This window comes from Haloarcula sp. MBLA0138, from assembly GCF_055632455.1.
In genome coordinates this window covers 291,205-309,422 of record NZ_JBVMVU010000002.1, presented here as the reverse complement: position 1 = coordinate 309,422, position 18,218 = coordinate 291,205, and the positions used below count along the sequence as shown (strand labels likewise).

The 18,218-nt window shown below is 69.5% G+C and carries 17 protein-coding genes; 11 read left to right on the top strand and 6 right to left on the bottom strand.

Annotated elements, in window-relative coordinates:
• The first annotated feature begins 42 nt into the window (after positions 1–42).
• Together ACV7JO_RS17005 and ACV7JO_RS17000 are read left to right on the top strand one after the other, a co-directional pair.
• A complete protein-coding gene (locus tag ACV7JO_RS17005; RefSeq protein WP_470355856.1) occupies positions 43–369 on the top strand; it encodes a DUF7471 family protein in 327 nt (108 codons plus the stop codon).
• Positions 366–899: a winged helix-turn-helix transcriptional regulator gene (locus ACV7JO_RS17000; protein WP_470355855.1), complete on the top strand. Its 534-nt coding sequence runs from the start codon at positions 366–368 to the stop codon at positions 897–899. The genes ACV7JO_RS17005 and ACV7JO_RS17000 overlap by 4 nt, the downstream gene beginning before the upstream one ends.
• 23 nt (positions 900–922) lie before the next feature.
• Here the strand turns inward: ACV7JO_RS17000 and ACV7JO_RS16995 are convergent, their stop codons facing one another.
• Both ACV7JO_RS16995 and ACV7JO_RS16990 read right to left on the bottom strand, forming a co-directional pair.
• Positions 923–1,090, bottom strand: coding sequence for a hypothetical protein (locus tag ACV7JO_RS16995; RefSeq protein ID WP_470355854.1), 168 nt, complete (start codon positions 1,088–1,090; stop codon positions 923–925).
• A 59-nt stretch (positions 1,091–1,149) separates the two neighbouring features.
• Positions 1,150–2,670 carry a sugar transferase gene (locus ACV7JO_RS16990; RefSeq protein WP_470355853.1) on the bottom strand — a complete coding sequence of 507 codons (1,521 nt, stop codon included), beginning with the start codon at positions 2,668–2,670 and terminating at the stop codon, positions 1,150–1,152.
• A 150-nt stretch (positions 2,671–2,820) separates the two neighbouring features.
• On the opposite strand from ACV7JO_RS16990, the gene ACV7JO_RS16985 reads away from it, so the two are divergent.
• A complete protein-coding gene (locus ACV7JO_RS16985) occupies positions 2,821–3,939 on the top strand; it encodes a glycosyltransferase (RefSeq protein WP_470355852.1) in 1,119 nt (372 codons plus the stop codon).
• A gap of 67 nt (positions 3,940–4,006) precedes the next feature.
• The gene (locus tag ACV7JO_RS16980) at positions 4,007–5,221 is read left to right on the top strand and encodes a hypothetical protein (RefSeq protein WP_470355851.1); all 1,215 of its coding nucleotides are present in this window, start codon (positions 4,007–4,009) and stop codon (positions 5,219–5,221) included.
• On the opposite strand, the gene ACV7JO_RS16975 is transcribed toward ACV7JO_RS16980, so the two are convergent.
• On the bottom strand, positions 5,129–5,398 hold the full coding sequence (locus ACV7JO_RS16975) for a hypothetical protein (protein ID WP_470355850.1): 270 nt from the start codon (positions 5,396–5,398) through the stop codon (positions 5,129–5,131). The two genes, ACV7JO_RS16980 and ACV7JO_RS16975, sit on opposite strands and share 93 nt — an antisense overlap.
• Positions 5,399–5,508: 110 nt before the next feature.
• On the opposite strand from ACV7JO_RS16975, the gene ACV7JO_RS16970 reads away from it, so the two are divergent.
• Positions 5,509–5,721 carry a hypothetical protein gene (locus ACV7JO_RS16970; RefSeq protein ID WP_470355849.1) on the top strand — a complete coding sequence of 71 codons (213 nt, stop codon included), beginning with the start codon at positions 5,509–5,511 and terminating at the stop codon, positions 5,719–5,721.
• Positions 5,722–6,337: 616 nt separating this feature from the next.
• Here ACV7JO_RS16970 and ACV7JO_RS16965 read toward each other — a convergent pair.
• Together ACV7JO_RS16965 and ACV7JO_RS16960 are read right to left on the bottom strand one after the other, a co-directional pair.
• Entirely contained in the window at positions 6,338–8,110 is a 1,773-nt protein-coding gene (locus tag ACV7JO_RS16965; RefSeq protein WP_470355848.1) for a PAS domain-containing sensor histidine kinase, read from the bottom strand.
• 162 nt (positions 8,111–8,272) lie between these two features.
• Positions 8,273–9,466, bottom strand: a complete 1,194-nt coding sequence (locus tag ACV7JO_RS16960) for a glycosyltransferase family 4 protein (RefSeq protein ID WP_470355847.1) — start codon at positions 9,464–9,466, stop codon at positions 8,273–8,275.
• Between the two features lie 111 nt (positions 9,467–9,577).
• On the opposite strand from ACV7JO_RS16960, the gene ACV7JO_RS16955 reads away from it, so the two are divergent.
• From ACV7JO_RS16955 to ACV7JO_RS16930, 6 genes are all read left to right on the top strand, one after another.
• Complete coding sequence (locus ACV7JO_RS16955; protein ID WP_470355846.1) at positions 9,578–10,510, top strand: alkaline phosphatase family protein; 933 nt, start codon at positions 9,578–9,580, stop codon at positions 10,508–10,510.
• A gap of 60 nt (positions 10,511–10,570) precedes the next feature.
• The gene (locus ACV7JO_RS16950; RefSeq protein ID WP_470355845.1) at positions 10,571–11,791 is read left to right on the top strand and encodes a glycosyltransferase family 4 protein; all 1,221 of its coding nucleotides are present in this window, start codon (positions 10,571–10,573) and stop codon (positions 11,789–11,791) included.
• Between the two features lie 182 nt (positions 11,792–11,973).
• Complete coding sequence (locus tag ACV7JO_RS16945; RefSeq protein WP_470355844.1) at positions 11,974–13,089, top strand: DUF4330 domain-containing protein; 1,116 nt, start codon at positions 11,974–11,976, stop codon at positions 13,087–13,089.
• Positions 13,090–13,303: 214 nt separating this feature from the next.
• The gene (locus tag ACV7JO_RS16940) at positions 13,304–13,891 is read left to right on the top strand and encodes a GNAT family N-acetyltransferase (RefSeq protein WP_470355843.1); all 588 of its coding nucleotides are present in this window, start codon (positions 13,304–13,306) and stop codon (positions 13,889–13,891) included.
• Positions 13,888–15,255 (top strand): lysine N(6)-hydroxylase/L-ornithine N(5)-oxygenase family protein, encoded by a 1,368-nt coding sequence (locus tag ACV7JO_RS16935; protein ID WP_470355842.1) that lies wholly within the window; start codon positions 13,888–13,890, stop codon positions 15,253–15,255. The genes ACV7JO_RS16940 and ACV7JO_RS16935 overlap by 4 nt, the downstream gene beginning before the upstream one ends.
• Position 15,256: 1 nt before the next feature.
• On the top strand, positions 15,257–17,080 hold the full coding sequence (locus ACV7JO_RS16930; RefSeq protein WP_470355841.1) for an asparagine synthase-related protein: 1,824 nt from the start codon (positions 15,257–15,259) through the stop codon (positions 17,078–17,080).
• 1 nt (position 17,081) lies between these two features.
• Here the strand turns inward: ACV7JO_RS16930 and ACV7JO_RS16925 are convergent, their stop codons facing one another.
• Complete coding sequence (locus ACV7JO_RS16925) at positions 17,082–18,218, bottom strand: ABC transporter ATP-binding protein (protein WP_470355840.1); 1,137 nt, start codon at positions 18,216–18,218, stop codon at positions 17,082–17,084.

Here is an 18,218-nt window from a genome sequence, read left to right as displayed (position 1 = left end):
TCGAAACACTCAGATGCGCGGGACCCCGAGTCGGAGACGACAGTGACGGTCGCCCTGCACGCGGTCCCAGCGGTCGAATCGGTCGCGCTGACGGTGGTCCTCGCCCTCGCGGCGATGGGGGCGGCGCTGCTGTTGGGCGTGGCGTTCGCGGCGTTCGTCCAGCGGCGCTCCCGCCCGTACCTCCTGCTCTTCGCCGCCTTCGCCGCGCTCTTTGGCCGCTCCGTCGTCGCGGTCGGCAGCCTGCTGGGCCTGCTCTCGCCGGCGACTCACCACCTCCTCGAACACGGGATGGACGTGGTACTCGTCGCGCTGGTCGTCGCCGCGGTGTACTACGCTCGGACCGTCTCCCGGGAGGTGCCAGCGTCGTGACCGACCAGCGCGCCCGGATTCGAGCGCACGTCGCCGACCACCCCGGCGTCCATTTCAACGAACTCGCGCGCGCACTGGACTTGGCCCCGGGACAGGTCCAGTACCACGTCCGGAAGCTCCAGCGGGCCGACGACGTGGTCGCGGAGTCGCTCTACGGGCGGACCCACTACTACACGCCACAGCGCGACCCGTGGGAACGGCGGGCGCTGGCGGTGTTGCGCCGGGAGACCGCGCGGGACGTCCTCGTGTATCTCATGACGAACGGCCCGAGCGCACCCGCGGCGGTCGCCGACGGCGTCGGCGTCGCCCGCAGCACGCTGGAGTGGCACCTCGACCACCTCGTCGAGCAGGACCTCGTCGGGAAAGAGCGGGACTCGCGCAACCGCGTGACGCTCGTCCTCGCGCGGCCAGAGGCGACCGCGCGGCTCTTGGGCCTCGTCGAGCCGTCGGTCGCCGACCGGCTGGTCGACCGGTTCACCCGGCTGGTCGACGGGCTGCTGGCCGGCAACCGCGAACGAGAAGAGCGCTAGGGACCGCGACGCCGGCCGTCGCGCTACGGCCTGACCTCGACGGTGCTGTCGCTGGCTATCCACGCGTCGGAGTTCCCCGACTCGACGAAGACCGAGCGGCCGGGAACGCTCTCGCAGACGGTCACTTCAGGTCGGTCGGACGGCTCCGCGTCGGGAGCGGAGTCAGCGGGCGAGTTCGTGCTGGCGGCCATCACGTTTTTTAGGTCGTCCTAAATCAAAAGCCTTCGGTTCCCCGGACGCGCCGTGGGCGTCACCCGCTCAGTCGACGGACGCCGGGGACACGCCGCGCAACGAGGCGCGCGATGTCCGTACACACCATCCACAGCTGCCTGACGACGATCTTCACGTCGAACCAGAACGACTGGTTCCGGATGTAAGTGAGGTCGTACTGGAGCTTCGCTCTGGAGTTCTCGCTCGATACCTCGTTTATCTGTGCCAGCCCGGTCAGGCCGGGCTTGACGAACCACCGCTTCTTCCACGTCGCCATCTCCTGCTGGATGAACTCCTCTTCGGCGGTCCACGCCGCCCGCGGGCCGACGACGCTCATCTGTCCGGTGAAGATAGCCCACAGCTGCGGGAGTTCGTCGACGTGGGTCCGTCGGAGGACGCGCCCGACGCGGGTGACCCGCGCGTCGTCCTCGCCCGGCGCGGCGTCCTCGCTCTCGGGTGTCATGCTCCGGAACTTGTACACCGAGAACGTATCGCCGAACTGGGTGGTCCGCTCCTGCCGGTAGAACACCGGGCCGCCGTCGTCGAGCGTGATGGCCGCGGCGACGACCACCGCGAGCGGGAGCGTCACCAGCAGACCGATGCCGGCGAAAGACACGTCGAACAGCCGTTTCGACAGGCGGTTCTGGAGGTCCAGCGGCTCCATGTTGATGCCGATGAGGCGTTTGGTTCGCTCGGCGGAGATAGCGGCCTCCTCCTTGACCAGCACGCTCTCGTTGTGTTCGGTGAGTATCTCGACGCTCACGTCGTGGCCGTGACACGTCTCCAAGACGCCGAAGAACTCGGCGCGGTCGGTCTGGGGCAGGGCGGGAATGACCGTGCCGACGTTCGACCGCTCCAAGATGTCGTCGAGCCGGGAGAGCCCGCCCAGACACTCGTACTGGGAGAGCTTCTCCGGGACGGGCGGGTGGCCGCCGTCCGTGCCGACCCGGTCGTCGGCCGACCCGTAGCTGTCGGTCGGCGAGAAGGCGTAGCCGACGATGGGCTCGGCCGCCGCCTGCACCGCGGCCTCTATCTGGCGCGGGTCGTTGCCGACTATCAGCGTCCCCTCGCTGCGTTTGAGCTGCCACTGCTGGAGGACGACGAACCAGACCGGTAGCGTCACCGCCAGCAGGCCGACGGTGAAAAGCAGCGTCGCCCGCGGGAGCCGGAGCCCGTAGTGGAAGTACCCCGCCGTCGCCACGACGGCCGCGGCGGCAAGCAGCGAGCGCAGCGTCTCCGTGACGGTGTCGAGAATCCGCCGCGGCCGGGGCTTACACAGCGGCAGCGCGGCGACGACCGTCACGAGCGCCGGGAGCGCGAGCGCGGCCGCGCCGACGCCGCCGGCCGGCCGCGCCGGCCCCACCGGTGCGAACGGGAGCCACGCCCCGAACAGGCCATGCGGGTCGACGGCGCTGACGACGCCGAGCGAGAGCGCGGTACAGGCGACTATCCCGGCGACGCCGAGGAACCGATAGACGTTCTTCGGTCGCACCGGCGGGTCGTCGGCCCGGAGTCCGACCCGGGACTCCGACTCCGTACGCGACTCGCGGTCCGCGGTCATTGCACCTCTTTCGGGAAGCCTAAAACAAAAGCATGCAGGTTTCGGCCGCCCTAGGAAACGAAGGTCTTATATCGTTCTCCGGTTGACCCGTGGATATGACATCTCGGGGGCACCGACGAAGGGGGCCGGGCCGGCGCTGACTCCCCGACCATGTGCGCAGCCACGAACGACGACGCCCCCAACGTCTTGCAGGTCTGTACCTACTACTACCCCTTCACCGGCGGCATCCAGAAACTCGTCCGGACGCTTCTGACCGGTATCGACGACGTGAACTTCCGGGTGTTCACCTCCCGGACCCGCGGGCTGGGCGGCGTCGACGAGAGACACGGCGCGCGCGTCGTCCGGACCAGCTGTCTCGGCTCGCTGAAGTCGACGCCGCTCAGCCCGACGTTCCCCGTTCGACTGCGCGAACAGCTCGCGTGGGCGGACCTCGTCCACTACCACCTCCCCTTCCCGCTCGGGCCGGTGAGCCACCTGCTCAACTGGACCGACGACACGCCGGCGGTGGCGACGTTCCACGACGACATCATCGGGAAGGGGCCGGTCGTCTACCCGTACGAGCCCGTCCTCGCCCGCTTTCTCGACGACGTGGCTCGCATCATCGTCACCTCCCCGAACATGCGCGACGAGTGTGACCGGCTCTCGGGGTTCCGCGACAAGACCGCGGTCGTGCCCATCGGCGTCAAGGCCGGCGACGACCTGCGGAACCCGTCGCCGAAACCCCTCGACGGGCGGCGGCTCCTCTTCGTCGGCCGCCTCGTCGAGTTCAAAGGCGTCAGACAGCTCGTCTCGGCGATGCGACACCTCGACGCGTCGCTGTCGGTCGTCGGGAAGGGACCGGCCCGCGAGTCGCTGGAAGCCCACGCCCGCCAGGAGGGGGTCGCCGACCGCGTCACCTTCGAGGGGTTCGTCTCCGAGGACCGGCTCGACGACCTCTACGAGTCGGCCAACGTCTTCGTCCTCCCGTCGACCGGGGCCAACGAGTCGTTCGGAATCGTTCAACTCGAAGCGATGAAACGGGGCCTCCCGGTCGTCAACACCGCACTTCCCACCGGCGTCCCGTTCGTCAGCGTCGACGGGCAGACCGGTGCCACGGTCCCGCCGGGCGAACCCGACCGCATCGCCGCGGCCGCCGCGGAGCTCCTCGACGACCCCGAGCGCTACCGCCGCTACTCCGTGGCCGCACAGCGCCGCGTCCGCGAGCGGTTCAGCAAGGCACAGATGCTCGCTGACACCCGCGCGGTCTACCGCGACGCGCTCGGCGAGTGACCGGGGTTGGCGGCGGCTGACCGGCGACCCGCGAGTATATACGTCGGCCCCGAATACCCCCCGCCGAATGGTCGTCCTCGCCTGCGTCGCGGTCGCGGCCGCGTTCCTGCTCGTCGCCCGGCGGCGCTCGCCGCTGTACCGGCGGGCCGGCGGTTTCGCCCTCGCTGGCCACCTCGTCTTCGCCGTGGGCGTGTTGCCCCTGTTGCCCTACGACTGGGACATCGGCCTCTTCGACGCGATAGCGACGGGCATCCTGCGCGGTGCCGACACGGCCCCGTTCTCGCCGCTCGACGCCTTCGGGACGGTACAGGCCGTCGTCTACGCGACGTTCGGTGCCGACCCGACGACGCTCGCGGTCGTCAACGGACTGTTCGCGGTGCTGACGCCGCTGCCGGTCTGCTATCTCGCCCGGCGGCTCTACCCGTCGCTGGAGGCGACCGACGGCGTCTTGCTCGCAGTGCTATTCTTCCCGCTGCCGTTCCTCTTCGGGAGTCTGCCGATGCGGGACGCGCTCTCGACGCTGCTGGCGGTGACGCTGCTGGCGGCGTGCGTGCGGGCGCTGGCTGACCGCCGGCACTGGTGGGGGCTGGCCGCGGTGCCGCTCTGGGCGATGCTCGCTCTCCTGCGCGAGGAACTCGCGCTGTTGGTGTTGCTCGGGGCCGCCGCGTCGCTGTTGGTCGTCGCCGCCACGCGGGTCGCCGGCGAGCCGGTGACGCTGGCGTCGCTGACTCTGCCCGCCGTCCCCGTCGGCATCTGCGGGTTCGCGCTGTTCGCGTGGCTGTTCCCCGTCGACGCCCTGAACGCACGACTGCAGTACCGCGCCGCGGGCGGGGCCGCCTATCTGGAGTCCATGCGCTACGAGTCGTGGCTGGACGTGGCGCTGGCCGCGCCGGTCCGGGCCGTCTACTTCCAGTTCGCGCCCTTCCCGCTGCACGTCGACGCCGCGTTCGACCTGCTCGCGGTACTCTCCCTGCCGCTGTTGGTCGTCCTCGCCACGGCTGCCTACCGCTCGTTCCGGGCCAACGACACCGATTCGGTCGTGGCCGTCCTCCTGCTGGTGGTCTACGTCGGCGGCGTGGTCGGCTACGGCCTCATCGACTCGAACTTCGGGACGACGATTCGCCACCGCTCGGTGTTCGTGTTCCTGCTGGCCGTCTTCGGCGCGCCGGCGTTGGAATCGTGGGCCGACCTACTCCGCGCTCGGGTCGACGACCCGCTCGGCGAGCACCGCGAGACAGACGAACGCCAGCGCGAAGCTGAGGAACTTCACGCCGGCCCCTAAGTTCGAGGCGAATACCGAGCCGACGCTGACGACTGCAACCACGCCGAGTACCGCGACCAGCGCCCGCTCCCCGTCGAGCGGAGCCAGTACCGCGCTGCTCTCGGTCCACCCCCACAGCGTCCGGAGCGCGCGGTAGGTCCGCGACTCGGAGAACGGCTCGATGTCGCCCCGGTTCATCGGTCGGACGGCGGTAGGGAACAGCCCCACATAACAGTTGCTGTGGCGACGAGGGGTGTGCGAACCGAACGGGGAAAGAACTATTCAGATAGTGGTGGATAGTCTACAGTATGGAGACGGATCAACCGGACTCCGGAAAGCGGTTCGGCTTTTCTTTTCGCCGCGTAGCACTTGTGCTACTCGTCCTCTTTGCCTTCAGAGGCGCTACGGGCGGTCTCCGTGAGTTCGTCGTTGATGGAAACTGGCTGGCTGGCGTCGTCGGTGTCGCGGTTGTCGGTGTGATAGCCTACTGGCTTTTCAATCTCTATCGTAGCGGGGAGTGAGGTCCCTGTACTTCCCAGTGTCTAGAAAGTCGCTATCTCATACCCCAAAACGGGGAGCGGTGATGTAGTCATTCAGCGGGATACGCAGACAACACCTCACGACTGAGCGACGAGGACACCCGCCGAATCAATAAAGCGACGTTGTATCCGACTCGGAACGCCCATCCCTTAGGACGTTGACCCCTGCTACGGCCAAAACTATAGTAGCCATTGAAAATCAATACACACCCGACCGCACGACGGCAGTGCGGTCGGTATGTAAATCGTTGCAATTGTTACTATAACCCACAGACTATGGAAACGAATACGAGTAGTGTCCCGAGATTCCCCAAGATAGCACCGAACTCGTAGCCTCCCATCAGGTAACCCCGTCCAGTCAGGGCGAGTCCCAGCGGGGCAATACCCACCACGACCATTGTCACCCCGAGAGAGATGTCCCCAATCCGTCTCTGATTCATATGGGATGTGCGGAGTCGCTTTTGCTTGGCTCTTCCCCCCGACCGCTCTCGCTGGGTGGGTCGAGCGGCCGGCGTGACTGTAGTTCCCGGCGCGAGGGTTCGAACAGCCGGAGAGCCCCGTCTGCGCCGGGAAGACAGCAGCCGCTACACTCGGCGCGTTACGACTCGGTCACGCCCCGTATCTCGAACCGAGCGCCGCCGGCGTCGCTCTCGGACGGAGTTATCGTCCACCCGTGGGCGTCGACGATACGGTCGATAATCGCCAGCCCGTACCCCGTCCCCTCGTCTTTCGTCGAGTACCCCATCTCGAACAGGCGCTCCCCGTCGCCGTCGTCGAGCCCCGGGCCGTCGTCTTCGAGGTAGAAGCCGTCCGCCAGCGCGCCGACGCTGACCGTCACGTCGGGGCCGCCGTGTTCGACGGCGTTTCGCATGAGGTTCTCCAGTAGCTGCTGGAACCGGCTCCGGTCGGCCGGGAACCGCGTGTCGGACTCGACGACCAGTTCCGCGTCCGAGACGTCGACGGTCTGCCAGCACTGTCTGGCCGCCGCCGCGAGGTCGATGTCGTCGACGGTACCGAGTTCGTCACCGGACTGCGCCAGCATCAGCAGGTTCTCTATCAGGTCCTGACTGCGTGTGAGTGCCCGTTCGACGCTGTCGAAGTGTTCGCCGTCCCCGCTCTCTCTGGCGAGTTCGAGTTGGCCGGCGGCGACGGTCAGCGGGTTCCGGAGGTCGTGGCTGACGACGTGGGCGAACGCCTCCAACTGCTCGTTTTGCCGCTCCAGTTCCCGCTCGCTCTCGCGCTGTTCGGTCACGTCTTGGGAGACGGCCAGTCCCGTGATGACCTCGCCCCCGTCGGTCCGCACCGGCAGCGTCTTGATGCGGTAGTGCTTGCCCTGAAACTCCTGTTCGAAGGTGTGTTTCTCGCCGTCCAGCGCCGCCCGGTAGTGTTCGGCGAGTTCCGCGGCGATGTCCTCCGGGAACAGGTCGAAGGGGGTCTGCCCCTCGACGGCGCTCGACGTGAGTCCGACCTCGGCCAACTCGGCCCCGCCGGCCAGCGTGTACTGGAGGTCGTCGTCGAACAGGAACACCCCCATGTCCGGGATGTGACCCACGAGCGTCTCGTACTGCGCCCGGACGGACTGCAGTTCGGCCTGCTGGGCCTCGCGGCCGGTGACGTCCCGGGTCGTCCCGAGAACGAACGTCTCGCCGGTCGGGCGCTCGACGCCGGTCAGTCGGAGTTCCAGCGTCCGGTCGGGGTCCGGAATCGCGGGGTGTAGCTTCACATTCACGTCGTCGGCGCTGCCGTCGATAATCCGGTCGGCCCCGCTCCGTATCCGCTCGACCTCGCGCTCCGAGAGCACGCCCGTCTCGGCGAAGTACGAGAGGGGACTGTCAGTCCACTCCTCCTCGGACACCTCGTCGAGCGACGACACGCGGAAGTTGACGAACCGAAGCCGGTAGTCGCGGTCGAGGACGTACACACCCTCGTTCATGTTCCCCAAGACGGTCCGCTGCCACACCGCCCGCTGTCGCGCCCGCCGGCCGGTCACCGCGTTGGCGATGCGGTTGGCGAGCAGTGCGTACTGCTCGCCCCCGTCCCCCCGTCGGACGTAGTCGGTCACGCCGGCGTCGATGGCGTCACCGGCCACCCCTTCGTCCTCCGCCGCGGCGAGCAGGACGAAGGGCACGTCCGGCTGCTCCGCCCGAACGGCCGCCAGCAAGTCGAGCCCGGTCCTGTCGGACAGGTCGTAGCCGGCGACGACACAGTCGAAGTCCGTCGCGGAGAGCCGTTCGAGTCCCCCGTCGGGGTCCGTCGTCGTCTCGACGGTGAACCGTTCGTCGGCCCGCTCGAGATGTGATTGCGCGGTCGTCAGAACCGCCGGGTCGTTGTCGACGTACAGGACCCGGATGGGTTGGTTCGAGCGGGACACGAAACTCTCGTTATCAGTACTGTATCGGCAATATCGGTAATAAACCCGATGGTGGGACCAGTCGCTCGGTTATCACGACGCCGCCGTGTACCGGCCCCGGTCGTTCGAGCGAGCGGGTCGGCGACACCGCCCGCGTCGGTGCCAGCCGTCGTGGCCCGAACCCTACCCGCGACAGTCCGCGAAGAGGCGTTCGAGCCGGTCGGTCACGCGTTCCCACGTGTAGCCGGCGTCGAGGACGTACTCCCGGCACGCGTCGCCGGCGGCCGCTCGCTCCGCGACGGGCAGTCGCGCCCACGCGCGCAACGCCGCGGCGAGGGCGTCGGCGTCGCCGGGAGGAACGAGCAGCGACTCCGGGACGGCGGGGTCGTCGGCCAGCGCGCCGAGAATCTCCGGGGTCGCGCCGGCAGTCGTGCCCACCACCGGCGTTCCGGCGGCCAGCGCCTCCAGCGTCGCCAGCCCGAACCCTTCGAGTTCGAGCGTCGGGAGGACGAAGACATCGGCGGCGGCGTACCGCGCCGCGAGGTCGGCCTCGGGGACGTAGCCGAGGAAGGTGACCGCGTCGGCGACGCCGAGCCGGTCGGCCCGGGCTTCCAACGCCCCTCGGAGCGGCCCGTCGCCGCCGACGTAGAGGTGGGCGTCGACGCCCTCGCCGGCGACCCGCGCGAACCCGTCAAGCAGCGTCTCTAACCCCATCCGCGGGGTGAGGCGGCGCACCGTGAGGACGCTGAGTCCGTCCCCTGCGCTCGTCTCGACGCCGTCGGCGGCCACCGTCGGCGCGAAGCGCTCGGGGTCGACGCCGCCGGGGACGACCGTCGGCGGCGGCGCGTCGGGATGGCGGTCCCGGACCCGCTCGCGCATGAACTCGCTCAGGACGACGGTCGCGTCGGCCCGACCGAGCAGGCGGGCCTCGACCCGGTGGCGGAGCGCCTGATTCAGCCGGTGCCACGGGGCCGCCACGCCGCCGGTGTCGCCGACCCGGTCGCGATACTCGACGGCCCAGAGGCCGTGGACCGTGTACGTCCGCGCCACGTCGTCGGGGACGGCGCGGTCGACGGCGAAGGAACTGAGCGCGCCGTGACAGCTGACGAGGTCGACGGGCTCGGTCGCCCGTATCTCCGCCACCTGCTCGCCGACCGTCCGCAGCGTCGCGGGCAGCCGCGGAATCGAGGCGTCGTATCGGTACACGTCCATCCCGTCGACGGTCTCCGCCGTCGGCTGGTCGCCCCGGCGTCGGGTGACTACAGAGACGGTGTGGCCCCGCTCGGCGAGCCGACGGCCGACCTCGTAGTTGTACCGCCCCGACCCCGTCGCGTTCGGGTCCGGATAGAGGTTGTTCGTCGCCGCGAGGACGTGCATACGTCGTCTGGTCGACGGCGCGGAATTAGCCTTTCCGAATCGGTTGCTCGCGGCGTCGCCGGACCCCGGTCCCGTAACACTAATCCCGCGGCTCGCTCGAATAGGGGCCACATGGACACGCGCTCGCGCCTCTCCCGCGCGCTCTCGACGCCGGTGCTGTTCTGCCGGGGGGCAAACCGGCTCTACCACCGCCGGTTCGGGCTCCGGCGCTGCAACGCGGCCGGCACGGACCCGTTCGACGAAGACTGGGACACGCTCGTCGTGTTGGACGCCTGCCGCTACGACATGTTCGAGCGCCGTTCGGACCTGCCGGGCCGGCTCGAACGCCGCCGGTCGCGGGCGTCGACGACGGTGGAGTTCCTGCGGGCGAACGTCGACGGCCGCGACCTCCGCGATACGGTGTACGTCACCGCGAACCCGCAACTGAACCATCACGCCGAGTCGATACGGGCGCGGTTCCGTGACGTGGTCGAGGTCTGGTCGGGCGAGGGGTGGAGCGACGACCACGGCACGGTCCTCCCCGAGACGGTGACCGAGCGGGCCCTGGAGACCGCGGCCGACTACCCGAACAAGCGTCTGGTCGTCCACTACATGCAGCCCCACTACCCGTTCGTGGGCGCGGACGCCGACCTCGCCGGCGACGGGACGGACTTCACCGACCCGGCGGCCGGCGAGAACGTCTGGATGCGGCTGTTGCAGGGCCGACTCGACGCCGACCGGAAGGACGTGTGGGACGCCTACGGGGCCACCCTCGACCGGGCGCTGCCACACGTCGAGACGCTGCTGCACGAACTCGACGGGAGGACGGTCGTGACGGCCGACCACGGGAACATGGTGGGCGAGCGGGCATCCCCCATCCCGTTCCGCGAGTGGGGCCACCCGCGGGGCATCTACACGCCGGAACTGGTCGAGGTCCCGTGGCTGGTCTACGAGGACGGGCCGCGCCGGACCGTCAGCGCCGACGCGCCGACCGGGACCGCCGACCCGCTCGCCGACGACGACGCGGTCGCCGACCGACTGCGGGACCTCGGGTACGCAGAGTAAGGGAACGATGGTGAAGCGACGACCGCCGACGGACGGGCCGACCCCGGAGGTGCCGGCGGCGTGAGACTTGGCTTCGTCCACCCGAGCTACCCGAGCGCCGAGGGGACCGGCGCGGCCCACAGCGCCTCCCGCATCGTCTTCGAGTTGGCCGAACGGGGCCACGACGTAACGGTGTACTGCTGGGAGCGTCCCCCGGAGGGGGCGTGTGCCGACGCCCCGCTGTCGCTTCGCCCGCTGGACCTGTCGGGGTATCCCTACCACTCGGCGCTCCAACTCGTCGACGCGCTGGGCGACCGGGTCGCCGAGTTCGACGACTACGACGTGGTCCACAGCTACGTGATGAACACCATCCCGGCGCTGGGGGAGATAGCAGCCGCGACCAGCGCCGCGACGGTGGTGACGCTGAACGCCTACGGCGGCGTCTGCCCGAAAAACGACCTCCGGTACATGGACCGCGAGCCCTGTACGAGCAACGGCCTCGCCAAGTGTACGGCGTGTGCGCTGGCGACGAGCGGGGGCCACGACGAGGACGGCGCGCTCTACCGCTCGGCCAGCCGGCTCGGCTACCTGAAACTGGTCCGGGACGGGGAGCGGGTAGCCGACCGAATCGACGCCTACCACGCGCTGTCGCCCCACATCGAGTCGACCTACGCCGACTTCGGCTTCCCGGCCGAGCGGCTGTCGGTGATTCCCAACGTACTGGACGAGCGGTTCCGCAGGCCCCACGAGAGCGACTTCGAACCACCCTACGACCTGCTGTACGTCGGCTCGCTGGACGAGCACAAGGGCGTCGACCGCCTGCCGACCGTCCTCGCCGAACTGAACCGACGCGGCGAGGCCGACTTCCGGCTGACCGTCGTCGGCGACGGCGGACAGCGAAGCGCGCTCGAACGACAGGCCGAAGCCGCGGGCGTCCGCGATGCCGTCACGTTCACCGGCTGGCTCCCCAACGACGACCTCCCGGGCGTGTTCGCCGCCCACGACCTGTTTCTCTACCCGGGCCGGTGGGACGAACCGTTCGGTCGGGTGTTCCTCGAAGCGCTCGCGACGGGGACGCCGGTGGTCGCAAGCGACGTGGGCAGCGTCGCGGCCATCGTCGGTGACGGCGGCGTCGTCACCGACGGGAGCGTCGACGGCTTCGTCGCGGAGATTCTGGACCTGACGGCCGACGGCGCGCTGGCGGACCTGTCGGCGGCGGCAACGCGGAAGGTCGGAGAGTACCGGGCCGAGACCGTCGTTCCCCAGTTCGTCGACCTCTACGAGCGCGCGCTGTCTCGGTGACGCCTCACCGCGGGACTGGACGGCCGCTCGGCGGCGTCGCGGTCACCCCACGACGCGGTGCCCGTCAGTCGGCGCGCCGTCGGCGTGAAATGTGAAGGTCTTTGAGGGTCGGTACAGAAGGGGCGGGCAATCGCGGGACTGAGAAGCGAGATGGATACGACACTCCGGCGGGAGGGGACTGCGTGAGGGGTATCGACGAGAGCGGTCGCCTGTTCGGGCGCGTGAACGTCTACGACGCCCTCGTCGCCCTCGTCGTGTTGGGAGCCGTGGGTGCCGGACTCGTCGCCGCCGGCCCCTTCGCCGGCGACGCCGGGGAGCCGGCGACCCGCTACGCGACCGTCGACCTCGGGGCGCAGTCGCCGGCGGTCGCGGACCGCATCTCGGCGGGCGACACCGCCGACGCCGAGGCTGCCCCGGGCGACGTGACGGTCACCGACACCTACGTCGGTCCGGCCGACCCCGGCAACGTCTCGGTCGTCGTCCGCGTTCGAATCAACGGGACGCTCGCCGCCACTGACGGGGCCGACCCGGTGTTCCGGTTCGACGGCGAGCCGGTACGCCGGGGCGAGCGCGTCGCGGTCGAGACCGCCGCCTACGAGGTCGACGGGGAGGTGATGGCCGTGAGCGAGACGAGGTCGCGGTTACAGACCGGGACGCTGCCGGTGCTCGTCGAAGCAAGCGTCCCGCCGGCGACGGCCGCCCTCGTGGAACCGGGCGACCGGTACCGGTTCGACAACCGGACGGTGGCGAACGTCACCGAGACCGTCGTCGCCCCGGGAAGTGAGGGCAACCGGACGGCGATGGTCGGGCTCTCCCTGCGAACGGTCAGCTACGGCGGCGACACCTACTTCGGCGACACGCGGGTGTTGGTCGGCCGAACGGTTCGGTTCAGCACCGACCAGTACGCCCTCGCCGGGTCAGTACAGCGGTGGGGCGACGACTCGCTCCCCGGGACACCCACGACCCGGACCGCGACCGTCAGGGTCGCGGACGCCGAGCCGGAGATAGCCGACGGTATCGAGGCAGGGATGGTCGAGCGCCGCGACGGGACGGCGATAGCGCGGGTCACCGAGGTCCGCACCGAACCAGCGACGGTCGTGCTGACCAGCGACGACGGCAACATCTACGAGCGCGAGCACCCCCGAAACGAGGACCTGTATCTCACCGTCGAACTCCGCGTGCGGCGGACTGAGACCGGCCTCCGGTTCCGGACCGACCCGCTACAGGAGGGGGCGGACGTGCGCCTCGACTTCGGCACCGTCGTCGCCGACGGGACGGTGACGGACATCGGTGGGTAGGGGGCAGTTACTGCCACCTCCGTCGCTCGCCGAGACGCCGCCTACGGGTGTCAGGCTCCCGTCACGACGGGTTTCAGGTGTCCCTAAAAGACGGAAGTATTTTGAGGGTAGCCTAAAAAGATGGGTGCAACGAGGGTACCGTTATGGGACCGCTAGAAACTACGGACGCGGGCAATCAGGGAATCCACGCGCTGGCGAGGCGGTCGGTACAGCGATGACCGGGCCGCGGGAACTCGTCGGTGCGAACTACAGCTACCGGACGACGGCGGCGGCCATCGACCGGGAGGTCGGCTTCCGGGAGGTCGACCTCGAACGCGACCTCGGTCGCCTCCACACGTGGCTGAACAGCGACCACGTGCTCCCCTACTGGGAGCAGGACGACCCGCTGCCACAGGTTCGGGACACCATCCACGAGCGGGCCGAAGACGAGAACCAGACGCTCTACATCGGCTATCTCGACCACGTGCCGATGAGCTACTGGGAGTCGTACTGGGCCATCGAGGACCGCATCGGGGGCTACTACGACGCCGACCCGGCCGACCAAGGCATCCACCTGCTCATCGGTCCGCGGGAGTACCTCGGACAGGGGTACGCGGCGTCGCTGGTGCGGGCGATGGTCGACTTCCAGTTCCGCCACGACGAGACCGAGCGCGTCGTCACCGAACCCGACGCCCGGAACGAGCGGGCCATCCGCGTCTTCGAGCAGAGCGGCTTCGAGCGCCGCCACGAGGTCGAACTACCGAACAAGACCGGCCAGCTGATGGTCTGTGAGCGGGCCTCCTTCGAGGGAGGGGACGCGTGACCGACCGCGTCTACGACCTCGTCGGTATCGGCGTCGGCCCCTTCAACCTCGGGCTGGCGGCGCTGCTGGACGACGCGCCCGTCGACCTCGACGTGGCTTTCCTCGAGAAGGAGCCGTCCTTCGACTGGCACGAGGGGATGCTCATCGAGGAGACGACCATGGAGGTCCCGTTCCTCGCGGACCTGGTGACGATGGCGGACCCGACCAACCCCTACAGTTACCTCAACTACCTCGAAGCGACCGACCGGCTCTACGAGTTCTACTTCTACGAGGAGTTTTTCATCCCCCGGCGGGAGTACAACGACTACTGCCAGTGGGTGGCCGACCGGGTCCCATCGCTTGCCTTCGACAGCCGCGTCACCGACGTTCGCCGGGAGGACGGTCTGTTCGTCGTCGAGACGGTCGACCCGACGAGCGGCGCGCAAACGACCTACGCCGCCGAGGACGTGGTGATGGGCATCGGGACCCAGCGACACGTCCCCGAGCAGTTCGCCGACAGCGTCGGCGGCGACGTGTTTCACTCGGCGTCGTACCTGCACAACCGCGACCGGTGTCTCGACGCCGACTCCGTGACGGTCGTCGGCTCCGGCCAGAGCGCGGCCGAGGTGGTCCGGGACCTGATCGAGCGACAGGGCGACCACGACTACAGCCTCGACTGGATAACCCGCTCGCCCGGCTTCTTCCAGATGGCCGACGCGAAACTCGGCCACATGGTGTACACGCCGGACTACACCGAGTACTTCTACGACCTCGACCAGCCCACGAAAGACGACTTACTCGCCGAGCAGGACAGCCTCTACAAGGGCATCGACAAGCGGACGAGCGCCCGCATCTACGACGCGCTGTACAAGCGCTCGGTCGGGGACAACGAGCCCGACGTGGGGATGCTCGCCGCGACCGAGGTCACCGACATCGGGCCGGCACAGGCGGGCGAGGGCCACCAGCTCATCTGCGAGCAGCGACAGGAGAACGAGCGGTTCGTCCACGACAGCGAGGTGGTCGTGCTGGCGACGGGCTACGCCCGGACCGACCCGCCCTTCCTGCAGCCGCTGGCCGACGACATCCGGCGCGACCGGAAGGGGCGGCTGGCGATAACCGAGGACTTCCGGCTGGAGACGACGCTGTCGACCGGCGAGATATTCGTCCAGAACGCCGAGCTACACACCCACGGCATCAACGCGCCGGACCTCGGACTGGGGCCACACCGCAACGCGACCATCGTCAACCAGCTGGCCGGGCGGGAGGTGTACGACGCCTCGCGGGCGGACACCTTCCAGCGGTTCTCCGTCGAGGAGTTCGTGGCCGAGCGCGACGGCGCGCGGCGGCTCTCGGAGTCCCAGCCCCGGCTCCGCAACGACGACTGAGATGGTCGGCCTATCCGGGGTCTTCGGCGACGGCGCGGGTAGCTGCGCGGTCGAGACCGTCTCGGCGGTCGGCGGCGGCGAAGCCGGGACCGACTACCGCGACAGCGGCGTCGCCGTCGCGGCCACGTTCCACGAAGAGACGGCCGCCGACCAGCCCGTCGAGACCGACGACGGGACGCTCGTCTGGACGTGGGGTGAGGTCTACAGCGTCACCGACGACGCCGGCGACCGGACCACGGTCGACCCCAACGAGTCAGCGCGGGTCTGTGCCCGCCAGTACGCGGCCCACGGCGACGATTTCGTCCCCCGGCTGGACGGCGAGTTCGTCGGTTGCCTCTACGACCCCGCGGCCGGCACCGCCTCCTTTTTCGTCGACCGGCTCGGCGCGCGGCCGCTGTACTACGCCACCGCCGGCGACGCCTTCGCGTTCTCGACGAACGTCCAGACGGTTCCGGTGGTCCCGGGATTCGAGCCGCGTTTTGACGCGGACTACCTCGCCCAGTATCTCCGCTGTCGGCGCACCTACGGCACGAAGACGCCGATAGCCGGCATCGAACAGCTCGCGCCCGCGACGGTGCTGACCTACGACCTCGACACCGGCGCGGTCGACCGCCGACGGTACTGGGAGCCCCGGTACCGGCCCGAGGACCGGCCGCTGTCGTATTTCACCCGCGAACTCGCCGAGCGCTTCGAGCGGGCGGTCGCCGACCGGACGAGCGACGACCGCGACCACGGCCTGTTGCTCAGCGGCGGCAGCGACTCCCGGGCGGTGTTGGCCGCCGCCGACGAGCCGCTGTCGGCGTTTCACCTCGGTGACGGCTGGAACCGCGAGGCCCGCGTGGCGAAGCGGTCGGCCGACGCCGCCGGCGCGTCGTTTCGCCTGCTCGACCGCGGCCCCGACTACCACGCCGAACTCCTCGACCGCGCCGCGCCCGTCATGGAGTTCATCGGCCCGTTCCACACCGGCCACGCCCTCGGGTTCGCCGAGGAGATACGCGCCGAGGCCGACACCCTGCTGACGGGGCTGTACAGCGACGACCTCTTTGGCTCGTGGAGCGTCCCGCAGGCGACGCTCTCGCTCCCCCGGGGCGTCACGTTCTGGCTCCCCTTCGAGCGCCCGCCCGAGAGCGCGACGGCGTTCGTCGACAGGGAGGCGAACGCGGGGCCGGTCCGCCGGCCGCCCTTCGTCGACGCGACGCCGCTTGCGGACCTGTTGAACGACCGCCTCAGCGTTCGGGACGGCCGCGTGCGGTTCCACGGCGTCGACTACGAGTCGGTCGAGCAACTGAGCCTGAACACGTCGCTGTTCCCGATAACGAACGGCGTCGGCTTCGACCTCTACAGCGCGCTCCAGATTCGACCGACGCGGAACCCGTTTCTCGACCGCCGGCTGGTGGACCTACACCTCTCGATGCCGCTGTCCCACCGGCTACGCCACGACCCGCTCCACCGGGCCATCGACCGGCTCGACGGCTCGCTCTCGGCCATCCCCCACGCCTCGACGAAGCTGCCGCTCACCTACCCGAAGGCGGCACAGGCCGTCGCCAACCGCGTGCTGAACCAGACCGACAAGCTCGGGACGGCATCGTTCCGAACCGACGGGCCGTGGCAGGACAAAGACGAGGTCGTCAGGGCGACCGACTTCGTCGGCGAGGCACTCGACGCCAACGAGCGTCTCGGCCGGCGGCTCCCGGGCGTCGACTGGGACGCCGTCCGGGAGACGTATCGCCGGCACCGCGCCGGCGAGATAGACGCCGCCGAGGAGCTGTACCGGCTGGTGACGGTCCTCGAGATGCCGCTCACCGAGCGGGTCGTCGGCGACTGAGCTACGGCGTCTCGTACCACGGCAGCGGGTGGTCGGCCACGAGGTCGACGCTGACCGGCTGGCCCACGTCGAACACCTCCGTGTGGTTCTGGAGACAGCGGACCGTGTCGCCGCTTGCGGTCTCGACGCGGTAGACGAACGACGGCCCCTGATACTGCCGGCGGGTGATGCGGCCGTGGGCGTCGGCCTCGCTGGTCGGCGTCGCCCGGAGGTCGTCGGGGCGGACGAGCACGTCGACCGGCGTCTGCCGGGCGGCGTCGAGGCCGACGATTCGGTCCACGTCTATCGGGCCGATGTCGGTCCGGACCGCGCCGCCCTCGACGGTCCCCGAGAGGAAGCCGGCCTGCCCGAGGAAGGAGGCGACGAAGCGCGATTCGGGGCGCTCGAAGATGTCCTCGGGGCGTCCGATCTGTCGGAGTCGCCCGTCGCTCATCACGCCGACGCGGTCGGCGACCGACAGCGCCTCCTCCTGGTCGTGCGTGACCCAGATGGCCGTGACGCCGGTCTCCTCGATGATGCCTTTGATCTCCTCGCGCATCGACACCCGAAGCCGCACGTCGAGGTTCGACAGGGGTTCGTCGAGCAGCAACACGTCGGGTTCGGGCGCGAGCGAGCGCGCGAGCGCGATACGCTGTTTCTGGCCGCCCGAGAGTTCGTCCGGGTAGTGGTCGGCGTGGTCCGACAGGGAGACGAGTTCGAGCAGTTTCTCGACCCGGCGCTGGCGCTCCGCCTCGTCGAGGTCGGCGATGCCGAAGGCGACGTTCTCGGCCGCGCTCAGGTGCGGGAAGAGCGCGAAGTCCTGAAAGACGAGTCCGATGCCGCGCCGTTCGGGCGGGACGACGGCCCCCTCGGCGGCGTCGGCGACCGTCCGGTCACCGAGCGCGATACGCCCCTCGTCGGGGCGTTCGAGGCCGCCTATCATCCGCAGCGTCGTGGTCTTGCCACAGCCACTGGGCCCGAGCAGCGCCACTATCTCGCCGTCGCCGACCGAGAGCGCGAGGTCCTCGACGGCGCGCTCGCTCCCGTAGGTCTTCCCGACGCCCTGCAGTTCGAGCACGCCCGACTGCCGGGACGTGTCCGCCGCAGTCGGTTCCGTCGTCGACGCCGCCGTCCGTTCCGTTGATGTCTCCTGTGTCAC

Coding starts and splice junctions, on each gene's coding strand:
- ACV7JO_RS16995 (WP_470355854.1), bottom strand. CDS start 1,090: ATGGCCGCCAGCACGAACTCGCCCGCTGACTCCGCTCCCGACGCGGAG.
- ACV7JO_RS16990 (WP_470355853.1), bottom strand. CDS start 2,670: ATGACCGCGGACCGCGAGTCGCGTACGGAGTCGGAGTCCCGGGTCGGA.
- ACV7JO_RS16985 (WP_470355852.1), top strand. CDS start 2,821: ATGTGCGCAGCCACGAACGACGACGCCCCCAACGTCTTGCAGGTCTGT.
- ACV7JO_RS16980 (WP_470355851.1), top strand. CDS start 4,007: ATGGTCGTCCTCGCCTGCGTCGCGGTCGCGGCCGCGTTCCTGCTCGTC.
- ACV7JO_RS16975 (WP_470355850.1), bottom strand. CDS start 5,398: ATGAACCGGGGCGACATCGAGCCGTTCTCCGAGTCGCGGACCTACCGC.
- ACV7JO_RS16970 (WP_470355849.1), top strand. CDS start 5,509: ATGGAGACGGATCAACCGGACTCCGGAAAGCGGTTCGGCTTTTCTTTT.
- ACV7JO_RS16960 (WP_470355847.1), bottom strand. CDS start 9,466: ATGCACGTCCTCGCGGCGACGAACAACCTCTATCCGGACCCGAACGCG.
- ACV7JO_RS16955 (WP_470355846.1), top strand. CDS start 9,578: ATGGACACGCGCTCGCGCCTCTCCCGCGCGCTCTCGACGCCGGTGCTG.
- ACV7JO_RS16940 (WP_470355843.1), top strand. CDS start 13,304: ATGACCGGGCCGCGGGAACTCGTCGGTGCGAACTACAGCTACCGGACG.
- ACV7JO_RS16930 (WP_470355841.1), top strand. CDS start 15,257: ATGGTCGGCCTATCCGGGGTCTTCGGCGACGGCGCGGGTAGCTGCGCG.